At 54.5% G+C, this 11,839-nt stretch carries 11 protein-coding genes; 10 read left to right on the top strand and 1 reads right to left on the bottom strand.

The window, feature by feature from the left end; translation table 11 throughout:
• Positions 1-190: 190 nt before the first annotated feature.
• Positions 191-1,210: a formamidase gene (locus A5774_RS05615; RefSeq protein ID WP_064833767.1), complete on the bottom strand. Its 1,020-nt coding sequence runs from the start codon at positions 1,208-1,210 to the stop codon at positions 191-193.
• 151 nt (positions 1,211-1,361) lie between these two features.
• Here A5774_RS05615 and argC point away from each other — a divergent pair, with 151 nt between their 5' ends.
• From argC to tyrS, 10 genes are all read left to right on the top strand, one after another.
• On the top strand, positions 1,362-2,405 hold the full coding sequence (argC, locus tag A5774_RS05610; RefSeq protein WP_064833764.1) for an N-acetyl-gamma-glutamyl-phosphate reductase: 1,044 nt from the start codon (positions 1,362-1,364) through the stop codon (positions 2,403-2,405).
• A 116-nt stretch (positions 2,406-2,521) separates the two neighbouring features.
• On the top strand, positions 2,522-3,757 hold the full coding sequence (gene argJ, locus A5774_RS05605; protein WP_231892361.1) for a bifunctional glutamate N-acetyltransferase/amino-acid acetyltransferase ArgJ: 1,236 nt from the start codon (positions 2,522-2,524) through the stop codon (positions 3,755-3,757).
• A 43-nt stretch (positions 3,758-3,800) separates the two neighbouring features.
• Positions 3,801-4,736: an acetylglutamate kinase gene (gene argB / locus A5774_RS05600; RefSeq protein ID WP_027017830.1), complete on the top strand. Its 936-nt coding sequence runs from the start codon at positions 3,801-3,803 to the stop codon at positions 4,734-4,736.
• The gene (locus A5774_RS05595) at positions 4,733-5,905 is read left to right on the top strand and encodes an acetylornithine transaminase (RefSeq protein WP_023019535.1); all 1,173 of its coding nucleotides are present in this window, start codon (positions 4,733-4,735) and stop codon (positions 5,903-5,905) included. Before argB ends, A5774_RS05595 begins: the two co-directional genes overlap by 4 nt.
• An 8-nt stretch (positions 5,906-5,913) precedes the next feature.
• Entirely contained in the window at positions 5,914-6,909 is a 996-nt protein-coding gene (argF, locus tag A5774_RS05590) for an ornithine carbamoyltransferase (RefSeq protein WP_027017831.1), read from the top strand.
• A complete protein-coding gene (locus A5774_RS05585) occupies positions 6,906-7,403 on the top strand; it encodes an arginine repressor (protein ID WP_021352202.1) in 498 nt (165 codons plus the stop codon). Before argF ends, A5774_RS05585 begins: the two co-directional genes overlap by 4 nt.
• A 161-nt stretch (positions 7,404-7,564) precedes the next feature.
• Positions 7,565-8,767, top strand: a complete 1,203-nt coding sequence (locus tag A5774_RS05580; protein ID WP_021352201.1) for an argininosuccinate synthase — start codon at positions 7,565-7,567, stop codon at positions 8,765-8,767.
• A gap of 8 nt (positions 8,768-8,775) precedes the next feature.
• Positions 8,776-10,221 carry an argininosuccinate lyase gene (gene argH, locus A5774_RS05575; protein WP_031267972.1) on the top strand — a complete coding sequence of 482 codons (1,446 nt, stop codon included), beginning with the start codon at positions 8,776-8,778 and terminating at the stop codon, positions 10,219-10,221.
• A gap of 9 nt (positions 10,222-10,230) precedes the next feature.
• Positions 10,231-10,422: a Trm112 family protein gene (locus A5774_RS05570; protein ID WP_023019533.1), complete on the top strand. Its 192-nt coding sequence runs from the start codon at positions 10,231-10,233 to the stop codon at positions 10,420-10,422.
• Between the two features lie 2 nt (positions 10,423-10,424).
• Entirely contained in the window at positions 10,425-11,690 is a 1,266-nt protein-coding gene (tyrS, locus tag A5774_RS05565) for a tyrosine--tRNA ligase (RefSeq protein ID WP_027017834.1), read from the top strand.
• Positions 11,691-11,839: the final 149 nt, after the last annotated feature.

Below are 11,839 nucleotides of genomic sequence, written 5' to 3'. Positions count from 1 at the left end.
CAGCTTTCGGATTTTCTATGAATCCGCCAGCGGGGGGTGTTTTTGAGCATGGCGAGTGTGCATCGCTAAACAAAAAGTGGCTAACACGACATCGCTCTGACATCGTGTTAGCCACAGGAGACAATCAGCCTTTAAGGCTTTCTGGCTTTAAGGCTTTCTGGAACGAAAGCTTTACCGGAAAGACGGCCTCTTATTTCTTGAACTTTTCTGGTAATGGTCCCAGCTGTGGGCCATCTGGGTAGTACTTCCAGCCGTCTTTAATGCGTACTTCATCCGCCCACGGGAGCTTATACTGCCCCTTGGCGAGATCATCGATCCAGGTGAGGTAGTTTTCGGTGGCGCCACCAGGAACAGCGACATAGCCCCGATTGCCCAGGTTGAAGATGTTGTTTTCCAAGCCCCAGTTGATGCGAGCCTTATCGGCAAGCGCCGGGAAGATCTCGGCGGTGACAATCTCGTCTGGGTTACGGTGGCCTTCCGCGATGAGGTTTCCGTCGTAGTTGCACACATTGCCTTCACCGAAGTAATAGAAGACATTGTCGTATCCTGCCAAGTTGACGGATGCGGTGAACATGAGGTTCTGGAACGCATTGGTCTTGTTGGTCATTATCCATTGATCTTGCACCTGCGTGCTGTAACCAGAAATGCGGATATAGACATTTGCGCCTTTATATGCTGCTTCGCGGGCCAGTTCCGGGAACATGCCGTCGTGGCAAATATTGACGGCAAGCTTGGATCCTTTTGGCCCGTCACAAACAGGCATTCCGAGGTCACCGGGCGACCAGGGCTCGATTGGTGTCCAGGGCTGTAGCTTGCGGTAGTGGAGGGCTAGTTCACCAGTGTTGTCGATGATGATCGCGGTATTAAATGGCGGCTTTCCTTCTTCATGGTGTGGCTCCATGATGGAGAAGACGCCCCAAACGTCGTTGTCTTTACACGCTTTGCGGAACTGATCGACCTCAGGAGAGTCAACTGCGATGAGGAATTCATCATAGGACCAGATTGCGGTGTTGAGCCCCGATGTGGAGTATTCCGGGAAAACGATCAAGTCCAAGTCCGGATAACCGGCTTTGGTTGATGCTACACGGCGGCAGATCTCGTCCACGTTTTTCTGTACGTCTTCTGGGCTTTCAACGATGGGGACGCGGTACTGCACAAGGGCCATGAGCAAGCCGTCGGGTGAAGCAGAAATTGAACCAGTGCTAGACATGGGTCACTCCTTAAGGTGATGTGGGTTACGATATGTGTCCCACTGTACGCCTAAAGGTGGCCACGCCGCGGTTTTCTGCGAAGAAAGGCCGGTAAATATTCATGATTGAATAATTTGCACTTTCTTGCATAAAGTTTGCTAGGGTGGCGCTATGACGATTTCAGTTGCTGTAGCAGGAGCTACCGGTTATGCAGGCGGTGAGATTCTCCGCTTGTTGCTGAACCATCCGCGTTATCGGGATGGTGACTTGCGAATCGGTGCACTGACTGGCCGCTCACATGCCGGTAAGTCTGTTTCACAGCAGATGCCGCATTTGTTACAGCTACGTGATCGTATGATTGAAGACACCACAGTCGAAATTCTGTCTGGTCACGATGTTGTTTTCTTGGGCCTGCCACACGGGCACTCTGCAGAGTTGGCGAAGCAGCTGCCAAACGACACCATAATCATTGACTGTGCGGCTGATTTCCGGCTACAGAAGAAAGCGGACTGGGATGCGTACTATGGCGGGGAATATGCAGGCCAGTGGCCGTACGGTATTCCAGAAATGCCAGGGCACCGCGCTGAAATTGCGGCAGCAAACAAGGTAGCTGTTCCTGGGTGTTTTCCCACGGGAATGACGCTTGCTTTACTGCCTGCCGTAGCGGCAGCAGTAATCGAACCGGCAATCAACATCGTCTCGATTACCGGTACGTCTGGTGCTGGTAAAAAGGCCGCGGTTGCGCTGTTAGGGTCTGAAACCACGGGTAACCTGCGTGCTTATAACACCTCCGGCAAGCACCGCCACAACCCAGAAGTGGTGCAAAACCTCCGCGAAATCCGCGATCAGGACTACCGCATCAACTTCACGCCGGTGCTTGCACCCGCAACCCGCGGAATTTTGACCACGGCTACCGCACAACTTACGGCGCCGTTGTCGCAAGAAGAAATCACCGATATCTTTCATGATTTCTACCGTGATGAGCCATTCATTCAGGTGCTCCCTGCAGGTCAGCAACCGGAAACGCAACATGTCATTGGCGCAAACACTTGCCAGATACAAGCCGAGGTCAACGAAGCAACCAACACTTTGTTGATCACCGCAGTACTCGACAACTTAACCAAAGGGACCGGTGGAGCGGCTGTGCAATGCATGAACCTGATGCTGGGGTTTGAGGAAACCGCCGGGCTTACTCACCCAGGCCTAGCGCCCTAACCCGACGAGGGGGAACCGTAGATGCGCCGAATAAAACGCCAACGAAGCTAATACCAGCTTTGCGCACAGCGCCGGCACAAATGTTTTAGCCAACCATAAAACTACGAGGATTTCCTATGACCAACCCAGAGAGCAGCGCAGATAGCTCCACGCCACAGGCAGGAGCGAATAGAGAATGCGCCCATAGTGCCCGCGGAGTTACCGTGCCACAGGGATTTCGGGCGGCGAGTGTCAAAGCGGGAATCAAGCCCTCCGGCAAGACTGACCTAGCGTTAGTTGTCAACGATGGCCCAGAATTTTCCGCGGCAGGTGTTTTCACTCGGAACCGCGTGGTGGCTGCGCCGGTTAAGGTCTCGCGTGAAGCTCTTGCCGACGGTCAGTTGCGCGCAGTGCTGTATAACGCTGGCAATGCCAACGCGTGCAATGGTGCACTGGGGCTTCGCGACGCACAGCAGATGCAGACTGAACTTGCTGAATTACTGAATTTCGACTCCAACCACGTAGCTGTATGTTCAACCGGGCTGATTGGTGAGCCGATGCCGATGGACAACGTATCGGCTGGTATCGAAAAACTACCTGGTGTGTTGGGAAATAGCCCAGACCATGGCGAGGGTGCAGCACGAGCGATCATGACCACCGATACCACGGTGAAACAAACTCTGGTGAATGGCGATGGCTGGAGCCTCGGTGGAATGGGCAAAGGTGTAGGCATGATGGCACCATCGCTGGCCACCATGTTGGTGTGCTTGACGACGGACTTGTCAGCTACCCCAGAACAACTCGCTATTGCGTTGCAGAAAGCAACTGCGCTGACTTTTGACACCCTCGATGTGGACGGATCGACCTCCACGAACGACACCGTGGTACTGATGGCCAGCGGGGCATCCGGTGAGACTACCACGCAAGAAGCATTGAATGAAGCGGTTCTCGCGGCCTGTGCGGACTTGGCAGACCAATTGCAAGCGGATGCCGAAGGTGTCACCAAGCGCGTGAAAATCACTGTCGAAGGCACCACGGATGACTTACAGGCGCTCAATGCCGCTCGCACGCTGGGCCGCGACAACCTTTTCAAATGTGCCATGTTTGGTTCAGATCCCAACTGGGGGCGCGTTTTGGCCGCCGTCGGTATGGCTGATGCGGACATGGATCCGGATAACATCAGCGTCTATTTCAACAATCATGCGGTCTGCAAAGCCACCACTGGTACGCCGGCTGCACGCGAGGTCGACCTGTCTGGGGCTGATATCGACGTCCGAGTAGATCTTGGCACCGGTGGTCCGGGCAGCGCTTTCGTGCGCACCACTGACCTGTCTCATGACTACGTCGAAATTAATTCGGCATACAGCTCATAACGCGTCCCCAAGACAAAAACCAGGAAATAAGGAGCCCGTGGCCATGTTGGAACACCTCAGTAACCGCGACCGAGCAGCAGTGCTGTCTGAAGCATTGCCATGGCTACAACACCTTCGCGACAAGATAGTCGTCGTCAAGTATGGCGGCAATGCCATGGTGGATGACGAGTTAAAAGCAGCGTTTGCGAAAGACATGGTGTTGTTGCGCACGATCGGGGCTCGACCCGTAGTTGTCCACGGCGGTGGACCGCAGATTACGGAGATGCTAGAGCGTCTTGGCCTTGAAGGGGAGTTTAAGGGCGGCTTTCGGGTTACTACTCCAGAGGTCATGGATGTCGTTCGCATGGTGTTGTTTGGGCAAGTTGGCCGTGATTTGGTAGGTCTTATCAATTCCCATGGGCCGTATGCGGTCGGAACCTCTGGCGAAGATGCGGGGCTGTTTACCGCAGAAAAGCGCTATCTAGATATCGAGGGAGAACAAGTAGATATCGGACACGTGGGTGATATCGTCAGCGTCAACCCGGAAGCCTTGATGGACATTATTGCTGCCGGGCGCATTCCTGTGGTTTCCACAATTGCGCCTGATCACGACGGCGAGGTGTACAACATTAACGCCGATATTGCTGCTGGAGCATTAGCTTCTGCGATTGGGGCGGAACGTTTGTTGGTACTGACCAATGTGGAAGGCCTTTATAAAGACTGGCCGGACCGCGATTCGCTGGTTTCTACCATTGAAGTTGACGAGCTCGACGCCTTGTTACCGGGGCTGGATAGCGGCATGATCCCGAAAATGGAAGCCTGCCTCAATGCAGTTCGCGGTGGCGTTAATGCAGCCCATGTTATCGACGGCAGGGAAGCGCACTCGGTGGTGCTGGAGCTACTCACCGAAGGCGGTGTGGGCACCATGGTGTTGCCAAATAATCACCGAAGCAGGGACTATCCCGGCGGAACCGTGCTGCGAAAGGATGATCACGCATGATGCAGAAAACAGCAAACGATTGGTCTAGTGCATTGATGAATAACTACGGGATCCCCGCTATCAGTTTAACCGGTGGGCAAGGCATGTATCTCACAGATACTGAGGGGAAGCGTTATCTCGATATGCTAGCTGGCATCGCGGTCAATGCTTTGGGGCAAGCGCACCCGGATATTGTCGAGGCTGTGAGCACGCAGATCGCCACACTGGGGCATACCTCAAACATCTTCGCCACCCCGCATTCTGTTGAGGTTGCTACTTCGCTGAAACAGCGCTTCGCTGATGGCAAAGACGACAGCGCTCGGGTGTTTTTCTGCAATTCCGGGGCGGAAGCTAATGAGGCTGCGTTCAAGATTGCCCGCCTGACAGGTCGTGGCCGGGTATTGGCAGCAGAGGCCGGCTTTCATGGGCGCACTATGGGCGCACTCGCGCTGACGGGACAACCAGAAAAACGAGCCCCATTTGAACCGCTGCCAGGTGGTGTGGATTTCTACCCCTACGGCGACGTGCAGAAACTGCGTGAGATCGTCGAGGAAGATCCTGACGGCATTGCCGCGATTTTCGCCGAGCCAATTCAAGGCGAAACCGGGGTGATTCCCGCGCCGGAAGGTTTCCTGGCTGCAGTGCGTCAGCTGTGCGACGACTACGGCATTCTTATGGTCGCTGATGAGGTACAAACCGGGGTAGGACGAACCGGAAAGTTTTTCGCCCATGAGTACGCCGGAGTGGTTCCAGACGTCGTCACCATGGCCAAAGGCCTCGGCGGTGGTCTGCCGATGGGGGCAGTGCTGGCTCGCGGTGCAGCTGCACAATACCTCCAGCCCGGCCAGCACGGCACCACGTTTGGTGGAAATCCTGTGGTCTTGGCAGCAGCCCGCACGGTGCTTAACACTCTGGATGAAAGATTCTTGCAGCACGTACGTGAAATCGGTGCGTATCTTCGCAGCCAGCTGCAGCAGCTTTCCGCAGTCTCGGAAGTTCGCGGTACCGGTTTGATGCTCGGAGTGGTGCTCGAGTCAGCGAACGCGAAAGAGGTCGTCGTTGCAGGTCTCGAGCGCGGCCTGATCCTTAACGCTCCAAGTGACAAGGTCGTGCGCTTGACTCCACCGCTAATTATCGAACGACGACACGTCGATGAATGCGTAACAATACTGCAAGAAATACTCGATTAAGGACTTTTATGACATCGCAAGCACAACCTTCACAGCTTCGTCATTTATTGGCGGATGATTCGATTACTCCCGCTGAGCAAAAAGAAATTCTTGCTCTCGCTGCTGAATTGAAAGCCGACCCGCTGAGCCACCGCCCATTGTCCGGCGGCCGCAGTGTGGCAGTCGTCTTCGATAAGACTTCGACTCGTACCCGTTTTTCTTTCGATGCCGGTATCGCTCAGCTGGGAGGAAGTGCCATCGTTACCGAGGCCGGCGCCTCCCAGATGGGCAAAGGTGAAACTGTTGCCGATACTGCGCGGGTGCTTTCGCGCTACGTCGAGGCGATTGCCTGGCGCACGTACGAGCAAGCAGGCTTAGAAGATATGGCGGCACACGCCACCGTGCCTGTCATCAACGCGCTTTCAGATGATTTCCACCCGTGCCAGATCTTGGCAGATCTGCAGACCATGACGGAATCTCTCTGCCCAGACAAAGGAGCAGCAGGATTGTCCGGCAAGAAAGTTGCATATCTGGGCGACGGCGACCAGAACATGGCTAACTCCTACATGCTGGGCCTGGCGATGGCTGGTATGGATGTGTGGATCATTTCACCCGAAGATTTCCAACCGCAGGTGAAATTCGTTGATCGTGCTCGTCGACAAGCAAAAATTACTGGCGGCAATGTGACCGTGAGTGCGGATCCGGCAGATGTGGCGGGCGCGGAAGTCGTGATCACTGATACTTGGGTATCCATGGGGCAAGAAGGCGACGGTAAAGATCGCACCACGCCATTCGTGCCGTATCGGGTAACGCAAGAAATCATGGACAAGGCCGCAGAAAACGCGATTTTCCTGCACTGCCTTCCGGCATATCGTGGTAATGAAGTCACGGCAGAGGTCATTGATGGCCCAGCTTCACGTGTTTTTGACGAGGCAGAAAACCGTCTGCATGCACAAAAGGCCGTGCTTGTGTGGTTGCTGGGCATTGCCTCCGGTAATCCAGTAGCGAAAGCGAGGAAGCTATGACACACACCTACTCCCGTACCGGGCGCCAAGCACGGATCGTGGAATTGCTGGAACAGACGCGCATTTATTCGCAGGCGCAACTATCCAAGCTCTTATTGGCCGAAGGCTTCGAAACCACCCAGGCCACGCTGTCTCGAGACCTTGACGAGCTCGGCGCTCGGAAGGTCAAACCCGTCGACGGGCGCAGCTTTTATGTGGTCGGCGACGCCGAATCACTACAAGTACCGTCTGCGTCCGGGCCTCGGGATAAACTCCGCAAAATGATGGCTGATCTCGTGGTTGCAGCTGATCACTCGGCGAATACAGCGGTGCTGCGTACGCCGCCCGGTGCCGCGCCCTACCTCGCGAGTTTCATTGACCGAGTGGGTGTATCCGACATCGTCGGCACGATTGCTGGTGATGATACCGTCTTTGTGCTCGCACGTGATCCGCTCACTGGAAAAGAACTCATCGACTCCTTGGCGGATGGGGCAGCCACGATTGACCCCGAGTAACCCCAGCGCGAAAAGTACCCAAAACCCCGAACATTGTTAAACAATGGCGGGCCTCTACACTGAATCCGGACGGTGTTGGCTCCGTACCAACGGCGGGTCACGCTTCTCGTCGATAGCGCCCGGAACAACCGAAAGCAACAAACAACAGTAAAGGAACGATCATGAAAAACCGCATCGTACTTGCGTACTCCGGAGGTTTGGACACCTCAGTAGCTATTCCATACCTGGCACGCCAAACGGAAGGCGAAGTTGTCGCCGTGGCACTAGACCTGGGCCAGGGGGGCGAAGACATGGAATCGGTCCGTCAGCGTGCACTGGATTGCGGCGCTGTGGAATCCATTGTCGTCGATGCTCGCGACGAGTTCGCTGAAGAATATTGCTTGCCGACGGTCCAGGCCAATGGCATGTACATGAAGCAGTACCCACTGGTGTCTGCGATTTCGCGTCCGCTGATCGTCAAGCACCTGGTGCAGGCTGCCCAAGAACACGGCGGCACGCACGTCTCTCACGGTTGCACTGGTAAGGGTAATGACCAGGTTCGCTTCGAAGTTTCCTTCCGTGCGTTGGATCCATCACTGGACATCATTGCGCCAGCGCGTGACTATGCCTGGACTCGTGATAAAGCCATCGAGTTTGCTAACGAGATTGATTTGCCGATTGAGCAATCGGAGAAATCACCATTCTCGATTGACCAAAATGTATGGGGCCGTGCTGTCGAGACTGGCTTCCTGGAAGACTTGTGGAACCCTCCAACAAAAGATCTCTACGCATACACTGAGGACCCAGCGCTGGGTAACGCTCCAGACGAAGTGATCATTTCTTTCGAAGCCGGACGCCCGGTTGCTGTTGATGGCAAGAAGCTTTCTCCGCTTGAAATTATTGAAGAGCTCAACCGCCGTGCAGGTGCGCAGGGCGTAGGCCGGTTGGACATGGTGGAAGACCGTTTGGTTGGTATCAAGTCTCGTGAAGTCTACGAAGCCCCGGGCGCGATGGTGTTGATTAAGGCGCACGAAGCCATCGAAGACGTCTGCCTGGAGCGTGAGGTTGCTCGTTACAAGCGCAGCATCGATGCCCGTTGGTCTGAAGAAGTTTACGACGGCCTGTGGTTCAGCCCATTGAAGAAGTCGTTGGATGCTTTTATCCAGTCGACCCAGGAGCACGTCACCGGCGATATCCGTCTGGTATTGCACGCCGGCAACATCATCGTTAACGGCCGTCGCTCAAACCAGTCGCTGTATGATTTCAACCTGGCTACTTACGATACTGGCGATACCTTCGACCAGACCGCCGCGAAAGGCTTCGTTCAGTTGCACGGTCTGTCCACCCAGATTTCTAACAAGCGTGATCGCGAGGCAAATAACTAATGGCTGGAATTCAGGCGCATTCCACGAACGAAGGCGCACTGTGGGGCGGACGCTTTTCAGGCGGTCCGTCCGATGCCATGGCTGCGCTATCTGTATCCACGCACTTTGATTGGGTTCTTGCACCTTATGATGTGCTTGCCTCGAAAGCTCACGCCCGTGTTTTACATAAAGCTGAGTTGCTCTCGGATGAGGACTTGGAGGCAATGCTCGCTGGTCTTGACCAGCTTGGCCGTGATGTCGAATCGGGCGAGTTTACGCCGGATCCTGGCGATGAAGACGTGCATGGTGCGATGGAGCGTGGCCTGATTGATCGTGTTGGCAAGGAATTGGGAGGCCGGTTGCGGGCAGGTCGTTCACGTAACGACCAGGTTGCCACGTTATTCCGCATGTGGGTACGCGACGCCATTCGCGACGTAGCTACGCAAGTTGTCGACCTCATCGACGCGCTTGCGGCACAGGCAAAAGCACACCCACGTGTAATCATGCCGGGTAAGACTCATTTCCAGGCTGCGCAGCCGATCTTGTTGGCGCACGGCTTGCTGGCCCACGCACAACCGTTGCTGCGCGATCTTGATCGACTCCGCGATTTAGATAAGCGTTTGGCAGTATCGCCCTATGGTTCTGGTGCGTTGGCTGGTTCTTCGTTGCAGCTGGACCCAGAAGCTATCGCGGAGGAGCTGGGCTTTGACAGTTCTGCGGAAAACTCTTTGGACGGAACCTCATCGCGAGATTTTGCTACGGAAGCAGCATTCGTGTTGGCGCAGATCTCCGTCGACATGTCCCGCCTGTCCGAAGAAATTATTGCCTGGTCGACGCCAGAATTTGGCTATGTCACCTTGAGCGATGAATGGTCCACGGGCTCATCGATCATGCCGCAGAAAAAGAACCCGGACATTCCGGAACTGCAGCGTGGGAAGACTGGCAGGCTAATTGGTAATCTCACCGGGCTGCTTTCGACGTGCAAGGCTTTGCCTCTGGCGTATAACCGCGATTTGCAAGAGGACAAAGAACCGCTTGTCGACGGTTTTGCCCAGTTAAACTTGGTGCTTCCCGCAATGACGGGCTTGGTTTCTACGCTGGTATTCCACGAAGACCGGATGCGTGAACTCGCACCCCGCGGGTTTACCTTGGCCACGGACTTGGCCGAGTGGATGGTGCGTCAGGGAGTCCCATTCCGTGAAGCACACGAAGCGTCTGGTTCGTGCGTCCGCTTAGCTGAACAAGCAGGGGTTGATCTGGTGGATCTCTCCGATGAGCAGCTTGCAAGCGTCGACAGGCGATTGACCCCAGAGGTTCGTGATGTACTGACCATTGATGGCGCGGTGGCATCGCGAGCAACCCGTGGCGGAACTGCTGGTGTCCGCGTCGACGAACAGCGCGAATCCGTGGAAAAGGCAGCCACCGAGTTCCGTGAATGGGCCTCTATCACTGTCGCGGATAAAGCGAAGCGATAAGCTAGCCGCATGAGTCTTGATCCCCGGTTATTGGAAATTTTGGCCTGTCCACAAGACAAAGGTCCATTGGTGTATCGCGAAGCAGAAAACGTGCTCGTCAATGAACGGAAAGGCATTGCCTACCGTATTGACGAGAATGTGCCTGTGCTGCTTGCCGACGAAGCAATGGAGTGGCCGAATGATTCCCAAGGAGAGAATTAACCATGAACAATATCGTTGCTGAACTGCAATGGCGTGGTCTGATTAATCAGTCCACTGATCTCGATGAGCTGCGCGAAGCGACATCGAAGCCCATCGCGTTGTATTGCGGATTCGATCCGACTGGGGATTCCTTGCACGCTGGCCACTTGGTTCCGATGATTATGTTGCGGCGTTTTCAAGAAGCAGGTCATCGGCCGTTTGTTTTGGCAGGTGGTGCTACTGGTTTTATTGGAGACCCTCGTGATGTGGGGGAGCGCTCGATGCTCAGCGAAGCGGAGCTTGAAGCTAACGTCTCTGCGATTAAACAACAGCTGCGACAGTTTGTAGACTTCACGGGCGATAACGCTGCGACATTGGTCAATAACGCGGACTGGACGATGGGAATGTCTGTCGTGCAATTCCTGCGAGATATCGGAAAAAACTTCTCGCTGAACACCATGTTGGACCGTGACACCGTGAAGCGTCGTTTGGAATCGGATGGAATTTCTTACACTGAGTTTTCCTACATGTTGTTGCAAGCCAATGATTACCTGTACTTGAACAAAGAACACGATGTGGTTTTGCAGATTGGTGGCTCGGACCAATGGGGCAACATCATTTCTGGTGTTGATTTGAACCGTCGTGTTTCTGGTGCGAAAACCCACGCGCTAACAGTCCCATTGGTTACAGATGCCAGCGGGAAGAAGTTTGGGAAATCCACTGGGGGCGGAAAGCTATGGTTGGACCCGGAAAAAACTAGTCCTTACGCGTGGTACCAGTATTTTGTGAATGCTGGTGATGCCGATGTTGTGCGTTATCTCAAGATGTTCACGTTCCTTTTACAAGAAGAAATTGCTGAATACGAGCGTGCCGTAGCCGAAGAACCGCACAAGCGTGCCGCGCAACGGCGGCTGGCTGAAGAAATGACCGACCTGGTTCACGGAGTGGAAGCACGAAAAGCCGTGCAACTGGCGTCGCAAGCTTTATTCGGTCGCGCCGATTTGGCAGACCTCGATGAGCGGACGCTAGAAGGTGCGCTACAAGAAACCACAGTTGCGGAAATCTGTGCAGGTGAAGCACGTTCAATCGTAGATCTGTTGGTTGTTTCCGGTTTAGCGGAATCCAAAGGCGCTGCTCGTCGAACGATCAAAGAAGGCGGTGCATATGTGAATAACCAGCGCATAGAATCAGCTGAATGGGAGCCAGAAACGGACGACCTGTTGCATGGCAAATGGTTGGTACTACGGCGTGGAAAGAAAAACTTTGCCGGGGCGAAAGTCACGATATAAGGCAAGTTATATATCGCGATTTATGCCTTATGACCTGGCGATTTGTGAACAATCTATAACGTGTGTAGATTAATCCAAGTCGCCGCGAGGGGCTGACAGAGAAAATAACTTCACAGGATGTTGGTTCTGGTGGTTGTGTTCTTTGTTTG

The organism is Corynebacterium sp. EPI-003-04-2554_SCH2473622 (genome assembly GCF_001665955.1).
Classification (GTDB): domain Bacteria; phylum Actinomycetota; class Actinomycetes; order Mycobacteriales; family Mycobacteriaceae; genus Corynebacterium; species Corynebacterium pseudodiphtheriticum.
Note: the sequence above shows the minus strand (reverse complement) of the source record. Positions and strands in the feature narration are given on the sequence as shown.

Bases quoted from the DNA above. Each gene is read 5' to 3' on its own strand.
- A5774_RS05615 (WP_064833767.1), bottom strand. From the start codon at position 1,210: ATGTCTAGCACTGGTTCAATTTCTGCTTCACCCGACGGCTTGCTCATG.
- argC (WP_064833764.1), top strand. From the start codon at position 1,362: ATGACGATTTCAGTTGCTGTAGCAGGAGCTACCGGTTATGCAGGCGGT.
- argJ (WP_231892361.1), top strand. From the start codon at position 2,522: ATGACCAACCCAGAGAGCAGCGCAGATAGCTCCACGCCACAGGCAGGA.
- argB (WP_027017830.1), top strand. From the start codon at position 3,801: ATGTTGGAACACCTCAGTAACCGCGACCGAGCAGCAGTGCTGTCTGAA.
- A5774_RS05595 (WP_023019535.1), top strand. From the start codon at position 4,733: ATGATGCAGAAAACAGCAAACGATTGGTCTAGTGCATTGATGAATAAC.
- argF (WP_027017831.1), top strand. From the start codon at position 5,914: ATGACATCGCAAGCACAACCTTCACAGCTTCGTCATTTATTGGCGGAT.
- A5774_RS05585 (WP_021352202.1), top strand. From the start codon at position 6,906: ATGACACACACCTACTCCCGTACCGGGCGCCAAGCACGGATCGTGGAA.
- A5774_RS05580 (WP_021352201.1), top strand. From the start codon at position 7,565: ATGAAAAACCGCATCGTACTTGCGTACTCCGGAGGTTTGGACACCTCA.
- A5774_RS05570 (WP_023019533.1), top strand. From the start codon at position 10,231: ATGAGTCTTGATCCCCGGTTATTGGAAATTTTGGCCTGTCCACAAGAC.
- tyrS (WP_027017834.1), top strand. From the start codon at position 10,425: ATGAACAATATCGTTGCTGAACTGCAATGGCGTGGTCTGATTAATCAG.